Raw genomic sequence first — 21,013 nt, forward strand, 5'->3', positions numbered from 1 at the left:
ACCTGCTGGGCAACGCCGACGCCTCCTGGCGAGCTCGACGCGCTGGACGTCCGTGTCGGGGAACTGCGGTCTCAGCTGGACACGGTGGAGGGCGACCTGGGCTGAAGGAGGAGACGGGCCTGGTCGTGGATCCGGCCGAGCTGAAGGTCGCAGGTATCATCCGCGGCGCGTGGGGTGTCGAGGCCCCCAACGGATTGGTCCCTCCTGCGACGCGGCTGGCTCTCCAACGCCGCCTTCAGCGCCCCCGAACACCTCGTCCAGCGCATCCGGCGCGGCCTACGGCACATCCAGTACCGCAGCGAACTCATAGACGGCTGCCTCGCCGAGACCGGCCTGACAATCAGAGCCACCTGAGCAACCCGGCCACATCACGAGTTCAACCTCAGTCATGCAGGGCGACCGCGAGTGCCTCGGCCAGGGTCACGGGCGGGCGGCCGATCAGGCGGCGCAAATCGCCAGAGTCGGTGTACATCTCGCCGCGGTTCATGCCGAGGTCAGCGTCAGCGAGGACCTCCGCCAGCTCGGCGGGTAGGCCCGCGGCGACCAGTACCTGAGCGAAGTCGGTCACCGGGAGGTCAGCGTAGGTAACCTGCTTTCCGGCCGCAGCGGAGATCGCGGCGGCGAGCTCAGTCAGGGTGAAGGATTCGTCGCCGCCGAGCTCGTACACGGCGCCAATGTGGCCTTCAGTGGTGAGGACGACCGCTGCGGCCTCGGCGTAGTCGGCGCGGGACGCGGCGCTGATCCGCCCCTCGCCTGCGGCGCCGACGACGGCGCCGTTCTGCAGGATCTGCGGCAGTTGGCTGGTGTAGTTCTCCAGGTACCAGCCGTTGCGCAGCAGCACGCTGGGGATTCCGCGGTCTCGCAGGTACTCCTCGGTCTCGCCGTGCGTGGCGCCGATGATGGTGGTGGCCGTGTCCGCGTGCGTCGTGCTCGTGTACGCCACCAGCGACACGCCCGCGGCCGCCGCGGCGTCTATCGCACGGCGGTGGTTGGCGACCCGCTCGTCCACGGGGACCGAGGCCGAGATCAGCAGCAGTCTGTCTGCCCCCGCGAAGGCCTCGGCCAGGCTGTCGGTGTCCGCGAAGTCGGCGCGGCGTGCCGTGACGCCTCGGTCGGCCAGGTCTTTGATCCCGGCAATGTCCCGGCCGGTCGCGATGATGTCCGCGGCCGGGATCCCGCGCCGCAGCAGTGCCTCGACGGTGAGCCTGCCCAGCTGGCCGGTGGCTCCGGTGACGACGATCGACATGGTGGTCATTCCTTCCTTCCGCGCGATGCCTCGCGCGCCTGTCGCGGTTCGTCCGCGGCGGGATGGAATTCAGGATGACCTGCACACTCTCTCTTGGAAAGTAGCCACTTCTTGGTAGGGTACTTACCCCAGCGAAAGCATCGAGGTGAGCCGTATGGCGACTGTCGAAAACGTGACCGGGCCCATACCGTCATTCGATCCGTACGAGCACGGCTGCCCGTCGCGGGACCTGCTCGACCAGATCGGCAGCAAGTGGGCGGTCCTCGTGCTGGGCGAACTCGGCCGGAACGGGACCTCCCGGTTCAGCCAGCTCCGGCAGGCTCTGGCGGGCGTGAGCGAGAAGATGCTCACCCAGACGCTGCGCACCCTCGAACGCGACGGGCTGGTCAGCCGGACCGTCTACCCAGAGGTGCCGCCGCACGTGGAGTATGAGCTGACCGCGCTCGGCCAGACGCTGCGGGAACCGCTGAAGGCGCTCACGGAGTGGTCCGTGCTGCACATCGAAGAAGTCATCACCGCCCGCGAAGAGTACGACGACCGCACCCGGTAATCGGCGGCGGCCGACGGTCTGGCCATAGACGGCTGCCTTGCCGAGACCGGCCCGACAATCAGACTCACCTGAGCAACGCGGCGACACACGAGTTCAACCTCAGTAAGTGTCCTGGCGCGGCTCGTTCTGATGCGAGGGCACACGGCTTGTTCTCCTTTGCATCAGATCCACTGATCCGTCGTGCTGGTGGCCGGCTCAGTGAACGTGATGCTTGTGGAAGAGTGCGCATGGGCGACGTCAGCGGCCTGGACCATGTCGAGCAGGTCGGACGTCGAGCGCACGTCGCCGAAGGACCGGTAGATGGTGTGCAGCGTGGCGTTGTGGTCCTGGTCGCGCCGGGCCGCGTTGGCGTCCGCGACCATGATGACCCGCAGTCCGAGGGTGGCGGCGTCGCGGGCGGAGGACTCGCAGCACACGTTGGTGACGGTTCCGCTGATCAGAACGGTGTCGACGCCGCGCTCTTCCAGGACTCCCGGAAGGTCACAGCGGCCGGGGAAGAACGCGCTGGGAGCGGATTTCTCCACCAGCACATCACCGGGACGGACCACCAGTTCCGGCCACAACCGCTCGGGCAGCGGACCCGTCCCGCCGGACGCGCGGTATGCCTCGGCTGTTTCCGGGCCGAAGAACTCATCCAGCACCGGCGTCCTTTCGCCGACTGCGGGAAGGACCCAGGCGACCGTGCCGCCCGCTCCTCGAAGGGCATCGGCGATGCGGGCGATGTTCGGCACGATGCCGCGGCAGTACGGGTTCTCGGACACGAAGAACGGCACCATGTCGATCACCACGAGCGCGGTACGGGCCGGGACAAGGTTCACGAACGCGAACCGGCGGCCACGGCGAGCCTCATGCCGGGCATACTCCCGAGGATCGATCCACCACTCGTGCTGCCGCACCTCGGCATCCGACGGCAAGGCCCTCTCGATCCACGTAAGGCGTCATCGCCCGCACACGATCGTGGCAGAGCCCCCACAGATCTCGCATCACTTTCACTGAGCCGGCATCAGATAGCCGCCCGGCCGGATCACATGCGGCGAGCCCGCATCAGATCCAGTGAGCCGGGGCATTAAGGACTTGTCCGCGACCGACCAAAGTTCCGGCGGGGTAACCGGACAATTTTGGTAAACCGCATGGCGGATGGCCCGCGACGCCGACCTGGAGACACGTGCCGCCCGCGCCGGCCTCCTTTGGGATGGGGGAGGTCAGCGACGCGACGAGCGCTCGCGCCATGAGTAGCCGTTGAGGGAGGCAGACACCGTCGTCGTTCGCTGGTCGCCGAGCGCGGTGGCCAGGACACCTGGTCCCTGAGCCTGGTGTGCACGTTCGCACCTCCAGGACTGGCAAGCAAGATTGCGCCGCCCGCCGATGACTCCCCGGCGCCGGGGGAGCGTGCTCTTCGGTCACATCGCGGGACCGCCGCTGGTGTCTGCCGAGGTGGCCAGCTCGTTCAGGCAGTGAGTCGTGAGACGCGCGGCCGGTCGGCGGCATGCGCGCTGGCTGTTGTTGGGGTCTTCTGCGGCCATTGGGGTGCTAAAAGGGCGAACGCCCTCAGAGCGCTGTGTAGCGTCGTCGAGGTCGGCGGGCAACGCCAGAGTCGCCCTCCGCCGTTGCCCGTGTTCGGCCACAAGACGACCGGCCCCTACAAGGTCGAACGCTGGATGAATCGCCATGCACTCGCGCGTGCCCGACACCACGCTTGGCGCAAGGTCGGTCAGTGGCTGAGGTTACCTCTCGGCCTGGTCGAGGTCGTCGACCGCGAGATCTGGATGGAGCCGACGCGCAGCCTCTGGATCAGGCCACGGTGGTCGGCCGGGTCGACCGGCCGTCGGCCCGGCAGCATTCGGACCTGCCGATCCGCACCCTGCTCCAGGAAGGTGGCAGCTTCGAGAGCCAAGGCGCTGACCAGCGCTGAACGTTTTGCCGTATCGGTTGGCAATCCCTGGATGTGGGGCAATCCGGCTGCGAGGAGAGTCATGACATCTGATCCGGATGATGCGGAGTTGATCGCCAGGTCGCTCGACGGCGATCAGGATGCCTTCGTCGAGGTCGTCCGGCGTCACGAGGCAGCGGTGGGTGCCTACCTCACGCGACGGGCCGGCCGGGAGTCTGCCGAGGACCTGCTCGGTGAGGTGTGGGTGGCGGCGTTCAAGTCCCGGGCGAAGTACGACCGCGCGTTCCCCGACGCCGGCCCGTGGCTGATCGGCGTGGCGCACAACACGCTCCGGCGGTACTGGCGATCCCGCCCGGCGGAGGAGCCGGTGGCGGACATGAGCGTTGTGGCGTCCGGGTGGGATCCGTGGGCCGCCGTGGACAACCGTGTCGACGGCGAGTCGGTGCTGCGGCGCGCTCTGGCGCTGCTCGGGCCGCAGCAGCGGGAGATCTTGACCCTGGTCGCCTGGGAGGACCTGACCGTCGCCGACGCGGGGCGGGTCCTCGGCATGCCGCCGGGAACAGCGCGCCGTCGCCTGCACGAGGCACGCATGGCGCTGCGAAACGCGCCAGGAATGGTCGCGCTGTTGACCGATCAGAACGCGGTGAAGGGGGCCAACTGATGGTTGACGAGATGGACCTGCTGAGGCGCCTGGAGGGTGCCGAGGCGGTGCGGCCGGCCGCCTTCGAGAAGGCGAGGGCCGTGCTGCAGGCGGCGATGGCCGTGGAAGAGGTATCGGAGAACAAAGGGACGACGGAGGTCGAAGGCGTGACGGAGATCAAGGCGGCATCTCGCAGGCGGACTCGGTGGGGCGCGCGTCGTACGGCGGGCTTCGGCGCCGTCGGACTGGCCGCGGCCGCGGCGGTGGCGCTGGTCGTCACGTCCACATCGGCGTCGAGCCACAAGACATCGGCGAACGGTGGTCCTTCCGCGGGCGCGACGTCGGCAGCGGCGAACCCGATCCTTGCCAAGCTGGCCGCGGACATCACGCCGCTGCGAGCCGAACTGTCGGGCGACGCGACGCTGGAAATCCGTAACCAGTCACCGACCAGTGACGCGGTGGGCGGTAACGGCGTCGACCTGTTCAGCGACGACGGCACCTACTACTGGGCGGTGAGCAAGAATTCCCTGGTGAAGGCGGTCAAGGATCCCCATCATGAGGATGAGGGCCAGTTCAAACGTGACATCGCGGCGGCGCTCTACGCCGTGAAGGGCGATATCGGCACCGCGCGCGCACGGATGGCCGTTGCCAACCTCGTCCCGGGCAAGCCCCACCCGGACCCGACCCAGGCCGCGAACGAGAAGCTCAAGGCCATCGCCAAGGCGAAGGGCAAGAAGTATGTGCCCTTGAAGCCGCTGACCCCTGCGCAGAAGAAGGATCAGACCGAGAACTTCATCTGGACGAACTCTCTCGACGCGCTCGTCGCGGCACCGGAGAACCCCCAGGTTCGGGCCGGCGTGCTCCGAATCCTGGCGTCGATGCCGCACGTCAAGGTCACGAAGACCACCACCGCCGGCCAGCCCACGCTCACGCTGGCGGACAGTTGGCCCAACTTGGACCACTCGGGGCTCGTCGAGTCGCTGGTCATCAACGCCAAGACAGGCTCTCCCGTCGCCCTGTTCAACAGGGAGCCGGGCAAGCCGCTGAACGCGACGTACTACCACACCTCCCGGGTGAGGCTCGCTGACATCAAGGCCAGCAAGTTCTGACCCGCTACCAGTGATAACGTACGGGCCGCCCGGCAGCCGGGTGGCCCGTACACGCATTCACCGCGCTGTTGCGTGCGGCTGGGCTGACCCCGGACGGTGTGGTGCGGGCGCTGCCCCGCGTGGTGTCCCGCAGCGTGCTGTACGACTGGAAGAAGGGCGAGCATCTGCCGGCGGGCACCGGGCCGCTAGTGGCGGTGGTGGAGCTGTGCCTTGGGAGGGCTGGTCGTGACCCCGGCCTGGGCAGCGCGCCCGGTGACGTGGACGGGTGGCTGCGATTGCTGGCCGAGGCCAAGCAGAGCCGCGATACCGAGGTCGAGCGCCACCGGATGCCGCGTCGCCCGTCGGCGTCGGCAGCGGGTACGCACGTCGGAGTAGGCCAGCAGGTGAGCGAAGGCTGGCCGGCCGAGCAGTGGGGCCGGTACGCCTGGGCGTGCACCGGGCGATCGGCGGCACCCCGCTACCGGTGTATGTCCAGCGGGCGCATGATCATCTGCTCTATGCGGTGCTGAGTCCCCAGGTGGCGGCGAACCGTCTCGTCGTGCTGCGCGGTGCTTCCTCAACGGGCAAGTCCCGCGCGGCCTATGAGGCCGTGCGGGCACGGCTGCCGCGCACACCGGTGCTGTACCCGCCTACCGCCGGCGCCCTGGTGAGGATGTTGGAACAGGGAGTGCCGGGCGGGTCGGTGCTGTGGTTGAACGAACTGCGGCACTACGCCGACGACACTGACGGCCGCGAGGCGCTGGCGAGGCTGGCCGATGTATTGATGGGCCGCAACCACCTGGTGGTCATCACGAGCGTGTGGCCGGAGTACTGGGCGGCCTACAACACGGACCCGGCCGGCGGCCCCGGAACCAGCGACCCCCGTGCGGTGATGCGCGTGCTGCTGACCGCGTTGCCGGAGTTGAACGGCGCTGCCCCTCCGGACGTCGACGCCGCAGCGGGTGGTAGCTGCACGGATAGATGGTCAGCTTGGCGTCCTGCCCACCAGAGCCGTTCAAGCTGGCCACGTCGAGGCACTCGTCGCCCGGGCTCTTGACGTTCCGGATCCAGTACTCGCCCGAGGACTTCCTTTCCAGATACCACATCTGGTTGTCGCCGGGGCCGGGGGTCGCAGTACCACTCGGTCACATCAGCCCCGTCGGCGGTCCCGTAGTCGGGCAGGTCGAGGCAGCAGCCGTCCTTGGTGTTGCGGATGGTGAACAGGTCGGCGCCATTCGGGCCCGCGACCAGATCCCACCGCTGGTTGTCGGCGGACGATCCGTCACACGTGTGCTGCTGCACCCGGCCGTCGATCGTCCCTCTGCCGAAATCAGGGATGTCGACGCACATCCCGGTCATCACATTCTTGATCACGGCGCCCGAGGCCGCCGAGGATTTCGCTCTCTTCGGCAGCGCAGCCGCCTTGCTGTGCACCCCGCAGGTGGTTTCGGTAGTGCATGATGGGCCGCCTGCGCTGAGCGGCAGGCGGACCGCGTTCAGGTCAGGGGGTGAGCGCGTCTTCCAGTGCCGCCCGCGCGCCGCGCAGGGCGAGGCGGAGCTGGTCCGGCGTGCGGCGGACCTGGGCGAGTAGGAGGCCGCCCTGGATCGCGGCCATGGTGAGGTCGGCCAACTCCGTCACTTCCACGTCCGGGCGCAGCTCGCCTGACTCCTGCATCCGGCGCAGGCCCAAGATGAGGGGGGCCTCCCAGCGCGCGAAGGCGTCCACGAACGCCTGCCGGGTGAGGTCGTCGCGGCCGCTGAGCTGGCTGGCCAACGAGCCGATCGCACAGCCACCGACCGCGTCCCGCCGCGTTCCGTTGGCCACGATCGCGTCGAACCAGCGGTCGATGCCGGCCAGCGAGTCGACCTCCAAGAGCAGCGGTTCCTGCGCGGCCAACACCTTGTCCACGGTGCAATGAACCACAGATCGGATGAGGTCGTCACGGTCGTCGAAGTAGTGGTAAAGCTGGCTGCGGCCGACCCCCGCGGCGCGTTCGACATCCTCCAGCGTCACCGCCGCGACGCCGCGCCGCTCGATGAGGTCTGCCGCCGAGTCAAGGATGCGCTTTCGAGTCGCGCGACCCCGTGTGGTGGTCGGTGTGCGTCCCATGGACCTCCTCCATGTTCTGTACTTCTCGGTACAGTTTCTTTGTATTGCCTGATACAGTCTGCCACAGAACTTCTGTACTGAGCGATACAGTCTGGCGGGGAGGTGGAAGAAGAACTGTGTTCGTCATCTCACGCCACGGGGCGCCCGGCGTCGCCGGCTCCATGTCTGCGATCACGGTCGGCGCCATCGCCGTCCCTCTCCGTCCCGTACGACGGAAAGGAAAGCCATGTCCCTCGACCGACCCGCCCGGTTGCGGCGGCGCGCCGCCACGCTCGGTCTCGTCGGCCTGTTCGCCGCGCTCGCTACGGCTCCGGCGGCCCTCGCCGCCCCGGACCCGACCGCGGTCTCGGCCACCATCCCGACAGACCCTGACCGCACAGCCGGCACCCGCCTGGGCGACGTGCGCGTCCTCGCCCACTTCGACCGGGCCGCAGGCCAGGTCGCCGAGAGCATCGCCTTGGAGCCCGGCGGCAGCGTGGTCATCGGCATGATCTCCGCCCGCCAGGTGGTGAGGGTCGCGCGGAACGGGGCCCTCCAGGTACTCGCCACCATGCCGCTACCTCCGGGCGGCGGCACCACTACCCCGGTCGTCGGGGCCCCCGATGTCACCGGGGTCGCCCGGTCGGACAGCGGCGCCGTGTACTTCCTCTACTCCTCCGGGCAGGGCGGGCTGACCGGGATCTGGCAGCTCCGTCGCTCTGGCGAGCCCCGGCTTGTCGTGCCGCTGCCCGCCGACACCTTCCCCAATGCACTGGTCATCGACGGTAGGCGGCATCGCTTCCTGGCCACCGACTCCGCAGGCGGGCGCATCTGGCAGGCCCCGCTAAGCGGCGGCGAGGCCTCGGTGTGGTCGGCGGACCCAGCCCTGACGCCCGTCGGCTTCTTCGGCGCCAACGGCATGAAGATCCACGACGGCGCCGTGTGGGCGACCAACTCCGACCGCGGCACCATCGTCCGCATCCCGGTGACCAAGGACGGCGGCTCCGGTCGCGCCGAGGTCCGGGCCACGGGGCTGGAGGGCATCGACGACTTCGACTTCACCGGTCGGAACAGCGAGATCCTTGCCGCGATCAACCAGAGCAGCAAGCTCGTGCGTGTGAGCGCGGATGGCGCCCACGAGACCCTGCTGGGCGCCGATGACGGCATGCAGGGGACCACGGCCGTCCGCGTTCGAGGAAACCGGGTTTATGTGACCAACGGCGCGAACCTCGCCGGGAACGACCCGACCCTGATGCTCGCAAAGCTGCAGCGGCGCTGACGCGCCTGCGCGGGATGGGCCACACCGAACCATGGTCCATCCCGCGACGCCGCACACGGCCCCGTACGCGGACGACATCGCCCTCGCCGTCGGCTCCCGAACGTGAGCTCCTGCCGCGGTCGGAATGGAAGATCACCACTCCACGTTCCCGCTGCGGGTGGCCGCAGCCATCGGCGACGACGCGATCGTCAGATCCGCGTCCTGGTGGGCGGACATGGCGAACCCCAGCAGCCGGCGGACGAAACATGTCCTCCACGGTCACCAGATGCATTGGTCCCTCGCCGATGTCGATCTGCGTCACGTCCCGACCCACAACAGGTCAGGGGCGACGGCCGTGAAGTTGCGGACCAAATGCGGGGCGGCCTGACGTCTGGCCTGGCGGGTCGGTGACCGGCGTCGTTTGGATGGATGGCCGGCCATCCACCCCGCCTTCACGCACCCAGCATCGAGATGACGGATGCCGGATCGGCCTCCAGGTCGCCCTTCTCGGCCAGCCTCATCGCCGCTATCGCCTGACGCAGCTTGTAGCAGCCCGGCTACACCCTCACCCACCGCCCCACCCACGACGGTCTCACCGAAGCCCTTGGCACTCTGTTCGCCATCCATCGGCGACACGGCGCAATAGATCGCCCGCCGCAGGGTAAATCCGCACCGGCATCCAGAGCGCACGCTGGGGGGCGACGGCTGTGACGGCGGGGGAGCTGTTGACCATCACCGACCGGCCCCAGGCCGGCTGGATCGTGATGCACCTGACCGGCGAACTGTACTACGGGACCGTCGAACTGTTCTGGGACCACCTGCAGGCGCTTCTGGCCTCAGGGCTCCGGCGCATCGCGCTGGAGTTGTCGGCGCTGACCTTTTGCGACAGCAGCGGCATGGCCTGCTTCATCCGTGCCCACAGAGCCATCCGCCCGGCCGGCGGGCAGCTGATATTGCTGCGCCCAACGGTGTACCTGCAACGCAGGCTGACCATCGCGGGACTGGACGCCTTCGTGCCCAGCGTGCAGGAGCTGTCCGGACCCGAGGGGCCCACTGAACCCGAGGCGCTCGCCGGCCCTGGCGTCCCCGCCTGAACCCTCCCGCCCAAGCGCCTGCCCGACGGCAGGCGACATCGAGGCAAGAAAGACCCTGGGGTTACATAACGCCATTAGGCGAACCCCCGAACGACCTGGCAAACACCGCGAAACCGCAACCTATGCAACGTAGGTCGCGGCCCGTCCGCTGGTGAGTGGCGTGGGAACCGGGGCGCGACCGGGGTAAGTCCGTGCCAGCCCAACTCCACGTCGCAGGCCACCGGCCACGCCCTTCGCTACGCCGTCGGCGATCACCGGAGGGGAAGGTCATGTAGGTCCTGCGCGACGTCGCCCTGCTCGTACGCTCCGCCGCCGACGCGATGGCGCAGCGACACCGACGTCGCCGCGAGTCCGCCGCGGCGCGCCGGCCTGCGGATGGCCCAGCAGGTGCGGGCACTGCCGGGCCGGTACGCCGACCGGCTGCCCGCCCGTACGAGACGGCGCATCACCCAGGCCGCTGCGGCGGGGATGGGAAGACGCCGTCACCCAGACGATCGACGTCCTGGCCTCCCGGGCGACGCCGGTCAGCGCAGCCGAACGCGACCAGCTCGCCGACCTCGCCGGCGCACTCGGCCTGTTGAAGGTGCGCACGGCGGACCTGCGCGCCGACGCCGAGGCCCACCCAGACGCCGGTGAGGCGGTGGGAGGCTGGACGACCTAGCGTCAGGAGCACGGGCGTGACCGCTCGGGAACGGCCGCCCACCAGGTCACGCGTGGTCCGGCCACGCCCTCCGGACACAATGACCTCACCGTGTCCGTGGCCATGCGCTGCAGTGCTGGTGGGCGCGGGCCAGGAAGGTGGCGCGTCTGCAGGTCCCGGCCCGCGCTGCCCCGCCCCGCCCGCGTGTTCCGCGCGACAGGCGGTGACTGATCAATACCAGTCATTGCCCACTGTGAACAACAACTCACTTACGGTGAAACAGTCGGAGTGGGTAGGATGCCGTGGCCACCTTCACGCATCCGACGTCGGGGTGACGGCGGCCGGATCGGTCCCCAGGTCACCGTTCTCGGCCAGCCTCATCGCCGCTATCGCCTGACGCAGTTGGTAGGAGCCGGGGCGCCACGGCAGCACCCGGCGGCCGCCGGAGATCGTCACCGCCGTCTGCGGGCACCGGTTACTGCGGATCCACTCGTCGTCGACCATCAGCGCCACAACTTCAGCGTAGGTTCGCCCCCAGCAGCCACGGAGCTCGAGAACCGCGCATCGCAGCGGTGGCTGGCGTTATCTCCTCGCCCCGCGTGTTTCAGCGGGTGGTGTCGGCGCCGGCGGGCGCGGCGGTCAGCACGGGTGCCAGGGCTCCGGTGCGCAGGCGGGTGACGAGGGGGACGGCGACGTGGCCCAGGGTCCGGCTGAGGAGGTAGGCGACCGGCAGTGCCAGGAGGGCGGCGCCGATGACGTCGTGGGGATAGTGGTCGCCGAGGTAGACGCGGGTGAAGCCCTCGAGGACCGCGAAGGCTGCGGCGATGATGGAGAGGCGGCGATCGAGCAGCCACAGCGCGGCCACCGTGGCGGCGGCGACGGTGGCATGGCCGCTGGGGAAGGCGTAGTCAGTGCGGACGGGGCAGGCGGACACGAAGTAGTCATGTGGCAGCGAGTAGCACGGCCGTACCTCGGTGATCAGCTTCTTGGCCACTTCCGCGATGGTGAAGGCCACTGCTACGGCGACCGGCGCCGCCAGGGCGACGGTCATGGCGGGAGTGTCACGGCGCCGGGCGTTCCACCAGCCGACCAGCATGAGCACAGCGAACACCCCGAGTCCGGCGTTGGTCCACATCTCGAGTGGCGTGTTGAGCCACCGGGTGTCGCGGGCGATGTCGGTGATCGCGGTGAACAGCGAGCCGTCGATGCCGGAGCCGTCGAAGGCGAGCTGCACGGGGTGGACTGTCATCGAAGACGATCTCCAAAAGCCGAGGAAGGCCGCAGGTCGGCCGGACCGGGGCGCGCCAAGCCAGGATTCACAGCGTTGTAAAGGTTCCGGGGGTGGCACCGGGTTCCGGCGGCGCGCCGACCGGGGCGTGCCTGCCACGCCCGGCCGGCATGACAGACTCGTCGGCGCACCGACTTCTACATGTTCGTAGAAGTTTCAAAGGACTGTAGATGATGAACGGAGGGGAGCCAACTCGTGAACGCCGGCCACGCTCCAGGGGAGCGCAGACCGGGCGGCGCGCTGGAGGCCGAGGTCCTCGGTATCCTGCAGTCCACCCCGCAGGCGCTGACCCCCGGCGAGGTGCTCCAACGTCTGAGTGACGATCTGTCCTACAGCACTGTGGTCACGGTGCTGTCCCGGATGTTCGACAAAGGTCTGTTGAAGCGTGGCAAGCAGGGCCGGGCGTACGCGTACGCGCCGATCGCCGACACCCACGGGCTGACCGCGCGGCGGATGCGGCAGGTGCTGGATTCCGGCTCGGACCGGGAGTCGGTGCTCGCCCGCTTCGTGGAAGACTTGTCCCCCCAGGATGAGCAGTTGCTGCGGCAGCTCCTCGGCGGCCTGCCGGATCAGGAGTGAACGACGTGGCGATGCACCTGTTGGTCTGCCTGCCGCTACTGTTCCCCCGTGTCCGCCGGGCCGGCCGCCCGACCGCCACGCCCGATCAAGGCCGCATTCCGGGTCGTGCCCGGCCGGGTTCACGTCCGCGTTCGGCGCCCGGCGTCGCGGCCGACCTGGGTCGATTCACCACCGGTCACCACTGACCGACCGACCGGGCGGGCCTTGCCGTGGTGATCACGAGTGAGCCTGCCGGCCTCGCTCCTGGCGTGCCGATGGCCGCTGAAGGTCCGGTGAGGGCCGCCGACCTCAGGGTGATGGCGTTCCTCCATGGCCTCCATGTTCCCGTGCAGATCGGTGGCGGCGTCCAGCGCTCCGGCTCCGGACATCGCCAGGCAGGCGGCCAGGGCGGTCGCTATGCCGGGCAGCAACCGGGAGCGTCGCGGCGTAGGCGAGGTCAGGAGCGCCGCGACGCGGCGGGGGATGGGACCGGCGGTGGCGGACAGGACCGGGCCGGGTGTGGATCCGGGCACTCCCGCCCGGCTCCGCGCGAGCGCGGCCCGTGCGATCGCACGGGCGACGAGACGCCGGTCTCCGACGGCGTCCGCCGCCGACTCGTCGGCCCAGCGCTCGAGGTGATAGCGCAAGGGGGCGCGAAGCGTGGTCAGTGCGGGATGGACGACGGTCGCCACGTCCATCGCCAGGGTGAACCAGTGGTGGCGGCCGGCGAGATGCGCATGCTCGTGGGCGAGCAGCACATCGTGTTCGCGGGCGTCCAGCGCCCGCAGCATGCCGGTCGTGACCACGACCGTGCCGGGGCGACCGGGGACGGCATAGGCGTCGGGCAGGTCGTCCGGTAGCACGGCCAGGCCGCCCGGCCGGGACCGGACGGCGTTCCGGGCCAGTGCCAGCGCGGCCAGCCGTCGGCGAAGCCTCCGGGCCGCGAGGACGAGCGTCGCGGCCAGCGCCGTGCCGGCCGCGCAAGCCACCGGTACGGGGACCGGCGACATTCGCCGCAGTAGGAAGGGGGACAGGTGCTCGATGGCCGCGACGAACGGAATCTGAAGAAGTCCGGTGCCGGTCAATGAGAGGAGGGCGAGCGTGGTGCAGCCGGCCAGGAGGGCGCCGGTGGCGGCCAGCAGCCACGAAGCCGACCGCGGTGACAGCCGGTCCGTCAGGAGACGGATGAGCGGCACCGCGAGCAAAGGCATCAGCAGCGGCATCCATACGGCGAGGACCATGCCCTTCATTATGGGCGTACGCGCCGTGGTCGCTCGGACGCCCTCTCGCGCCGGGTGATCTACTATCGAAGTAATACCAACGTGCATGGAGATCGGCGTGACCAAGGAGCGAGAGCAGGGGCGACGGCCCGCCGGTATGCTCGAGGACGCCGTGCTGGCCGCGCTGTGGCAGGGCGGCCGGCCGATGAGCCCCGCCGACGTGCAGGCGGTCCTTCCCGGCGCCCCGGCCTACACCACGGTGACGACCACGCTCGCACGGCTGCATCGCAAAGGCCTGGCCGCCCGCACGCGGGTCGGGCGTGGATTCGTCTACTCGCCCAACGTCGACGAGGCGGCGCACACGGCCACCGCCATGCATGACCTGCTCCAGCGGCGTCATGACCGCGCGGCCGTACTCGCCCGCTTCGTGTCCGACCTGGCCCCCGAGGACGAACGCCTGTTGCAGCAACTTGTGCGCCACGACAACGCCGGCTGAGCACCGGCGGTCACTACTATTCCAGTAGTATTAGGTGAGCCTTGCCTAATCTAGCGTGCGCGGACGGTGTGGCAAGGGCACGCGTCACCTTTCGACCCCTCGGAGTGTGCTCATGGGATCCGCTCAGATCGCCGTGCTGGGAGCAATAGCCGGCTTCACCATCTACCTCGGCCTGCCGATCGGTCGGTTGCGCGCGCCTCTGCCGAAGGTTCGAGCCCTGCTGAACGCGACCGCCACCGGTATCTTGATCTTCCTTTTGTGGGACGTGCTCGCACACGCATGGGAGCCGATCGACACCGCCCTCGGCCATCACGGGTACGGCGCGGCGACCGGCAACGGGGCGGTGTTCGCGGTCTGCTTCGGTATCGGTCTGCTGGGCCTCGTTCATTTCGACCGCGCGGTCGCCCGCCGCGCCAGGCCGGCGGCCCCGGCACGATCCGGTCCCGGCGCCGCGTCGGCCACCGAATTCCGGGCCGATCCCACCGGTCTGTCGCGTCTGGGTGACCTGCCAATGATGATCGCGATCGGTATCGGGCTGCACAACTTCGCCGAGGGACTGGCGATCGGTAACTCCGCCGCCCACGGCGAGTTGCAACTCGCCGTCCTGCTCATCATCGGATTCGGCCTGCACAACGCCACCGAAGGATTCGGAATCGTCGCCCCGATGGCCGCCGAAGACCGCCGCCCGTCATGGGGCTACCTGGCACTACTCGGCCTCATCGGTGGCGGCCCGACGTTCCTGGGCACTCTCATCGGCCAGCGTGTCGTCAATGACACGGTGTCCATTGGATTCCTCACCTTGGCCGCCGGGTCCATCCTGTACGTGGTGATCGAACTGCTGGCCGTGGCCCGCAAACTGGGGCTGAAGACGCTGACCACCTGGGGCATCCTGCTGGGCGTGCTGGCCGGATTCGCCACCGATGCCATCGTGACCGCCGCAGGAGCCTGAGCCCTGGCCGGGATCTATGCACTATTGGGGGTAGTAGTCGAACCCCGCACCGGAGGCCGGCCGTGAAAGAACGGCGTGTTCGTCACGCTCTGCTCCTAACGGCGATGGCTCTGGCCGGGTGCCCGACGGCGGCGTGCGGCAAGGGCAGTTCCGCCCCTGCCGCCCGAGGAGAACGGTAAGGCGTCGCTGGCGGACGAAGACGATGACGCCGACGACGGCGGCCATCCAGCGGGCGGCCCGGTCGATGTCCTCTGTCGGCGCTGCCGCAGGGCCTGATCCGCACCGTTCCCTTCGGCGGGCACCGGGAAGATTACCGGCACGGCTTCGAATTCGTGTGCGGAAACCTCTACGTCCTGATCGCCCTGACGGCGATCACGTGCTTGTGATCCTCTCGATGCGTCACTCGCACGCCGCGTCGCCGGGTCGTCGGCGTCACCTCGGCCAGGCCGGTCGATCAGCAGCGGCGCGAGTTGAAGGTGCCAGATGAACACGAGGTCGGCGCTGCCGGACAGGAGGTTGACCAGCATCGTTTCCCATTCGCCTCAGGCGATTCCTACTACCACGATAGTAGGCGGCGTTCGGATTCCCTAGAATGAGTGAGTGGCACGTCTGCTCATCGTCGAGGACGACGAGACGATCGGGAGTCAGCTGGAGTCCCAGCTCCGCCTGCACGATCACGAGGTGGTCTGGCGGCGTTCGGGGCGCGGTGCGATCCGTGAGGCGACGCTGGCCTCCTTCGATCTCGTCCTGCTGGACCTGGGCCTGCCGGATCTCGACGGTGTTGAGGTATGCAGCCGGATCCGGGCCGTCCTTCCGGGATGCGTGCTGGTTATCGTCACCGCGCGCGACACGGAGATGGACGTCGTCATGGGGCTGGAGGCCGGTGCGGACGACTATGTGAGCAAGCCGTTCGGGTTCGCGGAGTTGCTCGCCCGGATCCGGGCGCACCTGCGGCGCGGTGCGCCGCTGCCCGCGCGGCAGCCGCGCTTCGCGGTCGGCGATCTTGTGGTGGACACGGCGTCCCGCCGGTGCTTCGTCGCGGACCGCGAGGTGACCTTGCGGGCCAAGGAGTTCGACCTGCTGGCCAGGCTCGCAGGCGAGGCCGGGGTGGCGATCAGCCGGGAGGACCTGATGGCCGACGTGTGGGACGAGCACTGGTTCGGTTCCACTAAGACGCTGGACGTGCATGTCGCGATGTTGCGCCGCAAGCTGGCGGAGGCGGCTGACGAGACCACCGTCATCCCGCGCATCGTCACCTTGCGTGGCCATGGTTACCGGCTGGAGACCCCCTCCGGTTGACGCTCACAGCTCCCGCAGGACCTGCACGGCGGGACGGCGCGCCAGCCGCACGGCGGCGGCGGCCACCGCGGCCAGCGCCGTGACGGTGATCAAACCAAGGGCCGTGAGGTAGGGCCAGGGCACCGCCGGTGCCGAGGGCGGCGGGTCGAAGACGCCGGTCAGGACCTTGATCAACATCTGCGATAGCAGAGCGCCGATCACCGCGCCGGCGAGCAGCCCGCCGATGGTTAGCGTGGCGGCCTCCCCGGAGACGAAGCCGCGCAACTGCCGTTGGTTCGCGCCGAGGGCGGTTGCGATCGCGAAGGTGCGGCGGCGTTCAGCCAGGCCGAGCGCGAGCACCAGGCCGCCGGAAGCTGCGGCGAGCAACAGGGCGAACGTCAGCTCGACGCGGGTCAGCCCGGCTAGGTCGACGGCGGTCAGGCTCGAGCCGATCACCCGGCGGGTGGTGGCCAGATCCGTCACCGTGGCGGTGGTGCCGAGCAGGGAGCGGATCCGGTGGGCGACCGGAGCGATGCGCCGACCGCCGGTGTCGACCAGGAATGCGCCGATCGTGGCGCTGCCGGTCTTCTGCGCCACGTACGAGGCGTTGGCGACCAGGAAGCTGTCCTTCGGGGCGGTCGGGAATTCCTTGACGATGCCGATGTAGTGGAACGGTACGGTGGTGAAGCGCTTGGTCCGGCCGTTCTGCAACCGGAGGTTGAGCAGGTCGCCGGGGCGCAGCTGGAAGTCCTTCACGGTCTCGGCCGAGACCAGGATCGAGTCCGGCCGGACCGCGAGCGTGTGGGTGAGTTGTTCCGCGGTGCCGCCGGTGAAGTAGGCGTCCTGCAGGGCGGTCGCGCGTCTGATGGTCCCAGGCCGCACGCCGTACAGGTCCTGCAGGTCCGAGCCCACGTAGGCGAAGCGGTGCTGCAGCGGCTCGACGCTCTTGACCCCGGGCATGGCGGCCAGCCTCCGAGCCTGGTCGGGCCCGACGGACGCGCCGGGTGACTCGGTCACGGTGACGTCGGCGCCGTTGGTCAACTGAGCGTCGACCTCGACCTGCCGACGGTAGGTGGAGTTGAAGGTCGCGGTCGAGGCGGCGAAGGCCACCGCCAGGGCGAGCAGCACGATGGAGCGGGCCAGCAGCCGGCGTTGGCGCGCCATGCTCCCGGCGACCGTGCCCGACAGCCCACCGGCGAGCGGGCGCAACCCGGCCCCGACGAGCCGCCGCCCCCGGCCGAGCAGCAGGTCGTACAGCCGCCAGGCGAGCAGCCCGGCGCCGAGCCACAGCAGCGCGGGCCCGGCGAACGCCCAGTACGACACCGAGATGGTCGGCTGTCCCTCGGGTGCCAGGACCAGTTGGTAGCCGTTGTGGCCGGTCACGGCGAACACCGCGCCGGCGGCGGCCAGCAGCAGAAAGTCCAGCCCGTAGCGGCTCCATCCCGGTGACCGGGTACGGCCGACGGTGAGGCGCCCGGCGTTCACGGTCATCGCCCGGGCGTCCCGGTGCGCGGGCACCAGGATGGTGAGCGCGGCGATCGCGAGACCGGCCCCGGCGGCGCCCGCGGTCCAGGCGGCGGCGGTCGTGGTCGTGGCGCCGAAGCGCGCCGAGCCGAACGCCACCCTGCCGACCAGCGCCGCGCCGGCGAGGCCGACGGCGCTGCCAGTGATGCCCACCACGGCGGCCTCGACAGCGGCCAGCCGCGTCACCTGGCGGACGGAGGCGCCGCGGGAGCGCAGCAGTGCCTGTTCGCGACGCCGCCGGATCACTCCGGCGCCTGCGATCGCGGCGGTCAGCAGTCCGGCCAGGACCGCCCCGGGCAGGCCGAGGAACAGGAACAGGATTTGCGCGTACGCCGCGTCCTGACGCGCAGAGTCCAGCGCCGCCCCCAGGTTGTTCCCGACCACGGCCCCGCCCGCGGTCCGGGCTTCGAGGTTCCGGGCGGCCGCCGTGATCGCCGTGTACGCCGCAGCCGGGTCCGAGGGCAGCGCGTGGGAGCGTCGGACGTGGATCTGCGTGGTGACCAGGTCCGGGCGGGTCCCGGCCTGCGGGTCGAACACCTGGTGCCAGAGGGCTTGGGGCAGCAGGAGCACGTTGTCCGGCGGCGCCGACGGCTGGGAGCCCGGCGGAGCGCCGATCTTCTGGAACAGCGAGTCGGCCTGCGGCAGGTCCACCACCCCGTCGACGCGCACGCGTACCGGAGCCATGCCCGTGCGGCCGACGCTGATCGTGTCGCCGGGTCCGGCGTGCAGGTTGGCGGCGGTCTGCTGGGCCAGCAGCACGCCGGTCCCGGATCCGGTGAGCGTACGAACCTCGCCGGGGAAGGCCCGGGAGTAGCCGTCAGGCAGGCCCAGCACGATACCGGATCCGGTGGTCTGGATGGTCGGCCCGGTGTAGGTGAAGCCGCTGGTCTGCGCGAAACCCACCGGGAGGGCCTGCCGGGTCGCCGGGTCCGCCCGAACGGTGCCGACGATCGCGCTCGGATCGGTGCCCCAGGTCACCTGCACCTGCCAGTCAACCGCCACGCCGGAGGCGGCCCGTACGGTCATGGTCGCCTTGGAAGCGGCGAGGAACGCGCCGAGGCAGGCGAGCAACGCCACCGCGACCGCGACCCCTGCCGCCGCGGCGGCCATCCGGGCGGCGCGCCTGCGGACCAGGCCGTGGAGCCAGATCCAGATCATTATGGCCTCCTGTCGTCCGCACCCGGGCCGGTGCCGCGAATGGTGAGGCCGCCGTCGCGCATGGTCCATCGGTTGGGCAGCCGGGAGGCGATCTGAGCGTCGTGTGTGGTGACGATCAGTGCGGCCTCGAGCTCCTCGGCCGCTGTGAGGAGCACCGAGATGACGTGGCCGCCGGTTTCGTGGTCGAGCTGACCGGTGGGCTCGTCGGCCAGGATCAGCCTCGGGCGGCCGGCGATCACACGGGCGACGGCCGCGCGCTGGGCCTGCCCGCCGGACAGCTCTTCGGGAAGTTTCGGCCCCAGGTCGGCGATCCCAACCCGGTCCAGGGCCGCCGTCGCGCGCGCGGCAGCGGCCTCGGGGGGCACACTGGCGAACAGCAGCGGCAGGGCGACGTTCTCGGTGACGTCCAACGTGGGGATGAGGCTGGGCCCCTGAAAGATCACGCCGATCAGGCCGGGTCTGCCGTTCGGCCCACCGCCCAGGCCCGGCCAGGCGATCATCCCGCCGGTCGGAGCGTCCAGGCCCGCAATCAGGTGCAACAAGGTGGACTTGCCTGATCCGGACGGCCCCATCAACGCCACACCTGCCCCAGGCACCACCATGCAGGACACGTCGTGCACGGCGACGACGGCCGTCGGCCCGGTCCCGAAGGTGCGCGCCACGTTCACGCACCGCACCAATGCAGGGTCAGCGGGCGCGGCCGACGCGCCGTCCGCCCGCGTGGTGGCACCGTCGCGCACGCTCATCAGACCACCTGCCCATCACGGAGCCGGATGACGCGATCAGCAGCGGCGGCCACGGCCGAACTGTGACCGGTCACCAGCACCGCCACCCCGGAGCGCGCGCGTTCGGCCAGCAGATCGAGGATCTGCCGCTCGGTGACTGAGTCGAGCTCGCCGGTCGGCTCGTCCGCCAGCACCACAGCGGGATCGCCCGCCAGGGCGACCGCCAGGCCGGCGCGCGTCGCCTCACCTCCGGACAGCCGACTCGGGTACGCCGCGCCACGCGCCGACAGTCCCACCACGTCCAGCAGCGCGTCGGCGTCATCGCGCCGACCGCGGGCGGCGAGCCGCTGGGCCAGCCGGACGTTCTGCCGCACGGTCAGGTGTTCCAGGAGGTTCCCGGACTGGAACACCAGCCCGATCATGCGCGCCCGCAACCGGGTCCGTACGGTCTCGGGCTGATGGCTGATGCGCCGCCCGCCGACCACGACGGTGCCGCCGTCGGGCTCATCCAGCCCGGCCAGGCATGCCAGCAAAGTCGACTTGCCCGAGCCTGAGGGCCCTACGACCACCACCAGCTCCCCGGCGCGCAGCGACAAGGACACGCCGCGCAGCGCCAATGTCTCCTCGTCCCCGGCGCGGTAGAAGCGGTAGAGCGTACGGGCCGACAACGCGACGTCGTCTCCCGGACCGGTGACCTCACCGGCCGTGGAAGTGATCGCACCGAGGCTCATCGCAGCCACCGAAGGGAATCGGTGATGGTCCGCCACGGGTCGACGTTGTCGGCGCCCACCGGACCCGACAAAGTGAGGATCGCCTCATTGCCGGCCTTCCAGAACTCATCGCGTTCGACCTCGTCCTGGGTGGTCTTGCCGGTCACCGGGTTGGCGGGAGACTGGGCCCGATAGGCGATCCGTACGACGGGGCCCGCCTTCCGCTGCACCAGCGTGACATCGCCCGGCGTGAATCCGGGAGTCGAGGACCGGATCTGAGGCAGCTCGGTCGCCCGCACCGATGTCACGGTCGGCGCGCTGGCCGCCGGGCGCGCCTCGACACGGACGGTGTTCAACTTGTCGGTGAATGCCGTCGCGGGCCCGTTCTGGCTTCGCGCCCAGCCTTCGGGGACCTTGACAGTGAACAAGCCGCCCGCCGCGGTGAACGGCACGAAGACCTGGCTGTCGGGGATGTCACCGGGAGGGTTGGTCTCCTTCGGCGTCGGCGTCGGCGGCGAGGGCGCACGGGCAGCGGTTCGGCCCGACGTGGCGACCGACCGACCGTTTCCGCCGCCGCACGCGGCCAACGCTGCGACGAGCACAACCGCGCC

23 protein-coding genes and 2 pseudogenes are annotated in these 21,013 nt (G+C 69.9%); 12 read left to right on the forward strand and 13 right to left on the reverse strand.

What is annotated here, in order from left to right; genetic code table 11:
• Positions 1 to 174 precede the first annotated feature (174 nt).
• A complete protein-coding gene (locus tag AB0L00_RS44025; RefSeq protein ID WP_364443875.1) occupies positions 175 to 354 on the forward strand; it encodes a hypothetical protein in 180 nt (59 codons plus the stop codon).
• A 28-nt stretch (positions 355 to 382) separates the two neighbouring features.
• On the opposite strand, the gene AB0L00_RS44030 is transcribed toward AB0L00_RS44025, so the two are convergent.
• Positions 383 to 1,246, reverse strand: coding sequence for an SDR family oxidoreductase (locus AB0L00_RS44030; RefSeq protein WP_364443877.1), 864 nt, complete (start codon positions 1,244 to 1,246; stop codon positions 383 to 385).
• A 154-nt stretch (positions 1,247 to 1,400) separates the two neighbouring features.
• Here AB0L00_RS44030 and AB0L00_RS44035 point away from each other — a divergent pair, with 154 nt between their 5' ends.
• The gene (locus tag AB0L00_RS44035; protein WP_364443880.1) at positions 1,401 to 1,796 is read left to right on the forward strand and encodes a helix-turn-helix domain-containing protein; all 396 of its coding nucleotides are present in this window, start codon (positions 1,401 to 1,403) and stop codon (positions 1,794 to 1,796) included.
• 161 nt (positions 1,797 to 1,957) lie between these two features.
• Here AB0L00_RS44035 and AB0L00_RS44040 read toward each other — a convergent pair whose 3' ends face one another.
• Positions 1,958 to 2,614 carry an isochorismatase family cysteine hydrolase gene (locus AB0L00_RS44040; protein ID WP_364443882.1) on the reverse strand — a complete coding sequence of 219 codons (657 nt, stop codon included), beginning with the start codon at positions 2,612 to 2,614 and terminating at the stop codon, positions 1,958 to 1,960.
• A 795-nt stretch (positions 2,615 to 3,409) separates the two neighbouring features.
• Between AB0L00_RS44040 and AB0L00_RS44045 the strand changes: the two genes are divergently transcribed.
• The 4 genes from AB0L00_RS44045 (at position 3,410) to AB0L00_RS44060 (ending at position 6,472) form a co-directional block, all read left to right on the forward strand.
• Positions 3,410 to 4,348, forward strand: coding sequence for a sigma-70 family RNA polymerase sigma factor (locus AB0L00_RS44045; RefSeq protein WP_364443884.1), 939 nt, complete (start codon positions 3,410 to 3,412; stop codon positions 4,346 to 4,348).
• On the forward strand, positions 4,348 to 5,436 hold the full coding sequence (locus AB0L00_RS44050; RefSeq protein ID WP_364443887.1) for a hypothetical protein: 1,089 nt from the start codon (positions 4,348 to 4,350) through the stop codon (positions 5,434 to 5,436). The genes AB0L00_RS44045 and AB0L00_RS44050 overlap by 1 nt, the downstream gene beginning before the upstream one ends.
• A gap of 68 nt (positions 5,437 to 5,504) precedes the next feature.
• Positions 5,505 to 5,945: a hypothetical protein gene (locus AB0L00_RS44055; protein WP_364443889.1), complete on the forward strand. Its 441-nt coding sequence runs from the start codon at positions 5,505 to 5,507 to the stop codon at positions 5,943 to 5,945.
• Positions 5,900 to 6,472 (forward strand): hypothetical protein, encoded by a 573-nt coding sequence (locus AB0L00_RS44060; protein WP_364443940.1) that lies wholly within the window; start codon positions 5,900 to 5,902, stop codon positions 6,470 to 6,472. Before AB0L00_RS44055 ends, AB0L00_RS44060 begins: the two co-directional genes overlap by 46 nt.
• Position 6,473: 1 nt before the next feature.
• Here the strand turns inward: AB0L00_RS44060 and AB0L00_RS44065 are convergent.
• The 3 genes and pseudogenes from AB0L00_RS44065 to AB0L00_RS44075 all read right to left on the reverse strand — a co-directional run.
• Positions 6,474 to 6,521: pseudogene (locus AB0L00_RS44065) on the reverse strand (hypothetical protein); the annotation flags it as partial.
• 19 nt (positions 6,522 to 6,540) lie between these two features.
• A pseudogene (locus tag AB0L00_RS44070) lies at positions 6,541 to 6,849 on the reverse strand (RICIN domain-containing protein); the annotation flags it as partial.
• Between the two features lie 67 nt (positions 6,850 to 6,916).
• The gene (locus tag AB0L00_RS44075; RefSeq protein WP_364443891.1) at positions 6,917 to 7,525 is read right to left on the reverse strand and encodes a TetR/AcrR family transcriptional regulator; all 609 of its coding nucleotides are present in this window, start codon (positions 7,523 to 7,525) and stop codon (positions 6,917 to 6,919) included.
• A 226-nt stretch (positions 7,526 to 7,751) separates the two neighbouring features.
• Here AB0L00_RS44075 and AB0L00_RS44080 point away from each other — a divergent pair, with 226 nt between their 5' ends.
• Both AB0L00_RS44080 and AB0L00_RS44085 read left to right on the forward strand, forming a co-directional pair.
• On the forward strand, positions 7,752 to 8,783 hold the full coding sequence (locus AB0L00_RS44080; RefSeq protein WP_364443894.1) for a hypothetical protein: 1,032 nt from the start codon (positions 7,752 to 7,754) through the stop codon (positions 8,781 to 8,783).
• 704 nt (positions 8,784 to 9,487) lie between these two features.
• Entirely contained in the window at positions 9,488 to 9,856 is a 369-nt protein-coding gene (locus AB0L00_RS44085; protein ID WP_364443896.1) for an STAS domain-containing protein, read from the forward strand.
• Between the two features lie 251 nt (positions 9,857 to 10,107).
• Here AB0L00_RS44085 and AB0L00_RS44090 read toward each other — a convergent pair whose 3' ends face one another.
• The 3 genes from AB0L00_RS44090 to AB0L00_RS44100 all read right to left on the reverse strand — a co-directional run bounded on the left by AB0L00_RS44090 (position 10,108) and on the right by AB0L00_RS44100 (position 11,745).
• Positions 10,108 to 10,302: a hypothetical protein gene (locus AB0L00_RS44090; protein ID WP_364443899.1), complete on the reverse strand. Its 195-nt coding sequence runs from the start codon at positions 10,300 to 10,302 to the stop codon at positions 10,108 to 10,110.
• Between the two features lie 506 nt (positions 10,303 to 10,808).
• Positions 10,809 to 11,009, reverse strand: a complete 201-nt coding sequence (locus tag AB0L00_RS44095) for a hypothetical protein (RefSeq protein ID WP_364443901.1) — start codon at positions 11,007 to 11,009, stop codon at positions 10,809 to 10,811.
• Positions 11,010 to 11,100: 91 nt separating this feature from the next.
• Positions 11,101 to 11,745 carry a phosphatase PAP2 family protein gene (locus AB0L00_RS44100; RefSeq protein WP_364443903.1) on the reverse strand — a complete coding sequence of 215 codons (645 nt, stop codon included), beginning with the start codon at positions 11,743 to 11,745 and terminating at the stop codon, positions 11,101 to 11,103.
• A 234-nt stretch (positions 11,746 to 11,979) separates the two neighbouring features.
• On the opposite strand from AB0L00_RS44100, the gene AB0L00_RS44105 reads away from it, so the two are divergent.
• Positions 11,980 to 12,363 carry a BlaI/MecI/CopY family transcriptional regulator gene (locus AB0L00_RS44105; RefSeq protein ID WP_364443906.1) on the forward strand — a complete coding sequence of 128 codons (384 nt, stop codon included), beginning with the start codon at positions 11,980 to 11,982 and terminating at the stop codon, positions 12,361 to 12,363.
• A gap of 119 nt (positions 12,364 to 12,482) precedes the next feature.
• Here AB0L00_RS44105 and AB0L00_RS44110 read toward each other — a convergent pair whose 3' ends face one another.
• Entirely contained in the window at positions 12,483 to 13,583 is a 1,101-nt protein-coding gene (locus AB0L00_RS44110; protein WP_364393437.1) for a M56 family metallopeptidase, read from the reverse strand.
• Positions 13,584 to 13,680: 97 nt separating this feature from the next.
• Here AB0L00_RS44110 and AB0L00_RS44115 point away from each other — a divergent pair, with 97 nt between their 5' ends.
• The 3 genes from AB0L00_RS44115 to AB0L00_RS44125 all read left to right on the forward strand — a co-directional run bounded on the left by AB0L00_RS44115 (position 13,681) and on the right by AB0L00_RS44125 (position 16,306).
• A complete protein-coding gene (locus tag AB0L00_RS44115; protein ID WP_364393435.1) occupies positions 13,681 to 14,058 on the forward strand; it encodes a BlaI/MecI/CopY family transcriptional regulator in 378 nt (125 codons plus the stop codon).
• A 112-nt stretch (positions 14,059 to 14,170) separates the two neighbouring features.
• Positions 14,171 to 15,007, forward strand: coding sequence for a ZIP family metal transporter (locus tag AB0L00_RS44120; RefSeq protein WP_364443908.1), 837 nt, complete (start codon positions 14,171 to 14,173; stop codon positions 15,005 to 15,007).
• A 600-nt stretch (positions 15,008 to 15,607) separates the two neighbouring features.
• A complete protein-coding gene (locus tag AB0L00_RS44125) occupies positions 15,608 to 16,306 on the forward strand; it encodes a response regulator transcription factor (protein WP_364443910.1) in 699 nt (232 codons plus the stop codon).
• 3 nt (positions 16,307 to 16,309) lie between these two features.
• Here the strand turns inward: AB0L00_RS44125 and AB0L00_RS44130 are convergent, their stop codons facing one another.
• From AB0L00_RS44130 to AB0L00_RS44145, 4 genes are read right to left on the reverse strand one after another with little or no spacing between them, the layout of a single operon-like run.
• Positions 16,310 to 18,967, reverse strand: coding sequence for an ABC transporter permease (locus tag AB0L00_RS44130; protein ID WP_364443913.1), 2,658 nt, complete (start codon positions 18,965 to 18,967; stop codon positions 16,310 to 16,312).
• Positions 18,967 to 19,713 (reverse strand): ATP-binding cassette domain-containing protein, encoded by a 747-nt coding sequence (locus AB0L00_RS44135; protein ID WP_364443916.1) that lies wholly within the window; start codon positions 19,711 to 19,713, stop codon positions 18,967 to 18,969. The genes AB0L00_RS44130 and AB0L00_RS44135 overlap by 1 nt, the downstream gene beginning before the upstream one ends.
• Positions 19,713 to 20,423 (reverse strand): ABC transporter ATP-binding protein, encoded by a 711-nt coding sequence (locus AB0L00_RS44140; protein WP_364443919.1) that lies wholly within the window; start codon positions 20,421 to 20,423, stop codon positions 19,713 to 19,715. The genes AB0L00_RS44135 and AB0L00_RS44140 overlap by 1 nt, the downstream gene beginning before the upstream one ends.
• On the reverse strand, positions 20,420 to 20,830 hold the full coding sequence (locus AB0L00_RS44145; RefSeq protein WP_364443921.1) for a hypothetical protein: 411 nt from the start codon (positions 20,828 to 20,830) through the stop codon (positions 20,420 to 20,422). Before AB0L00_RS44145 ends, AB0L00_RS44140 begins: the two co-directional genes overlap by 4 nt.
• Positions 20,831 to 21,013 lie beyond the last annotated feature (183 nt).

Source organism: Actinoallomurus sp. NPDC052308 (assembly GCF_040679195.1).
Lineage (GTDB): Bacteria > Actinomycetota > Actinomycetes > Streptosporangiales > Streptosporangiaceae > Actinoallomurus > Actinoallomurus liliacearum.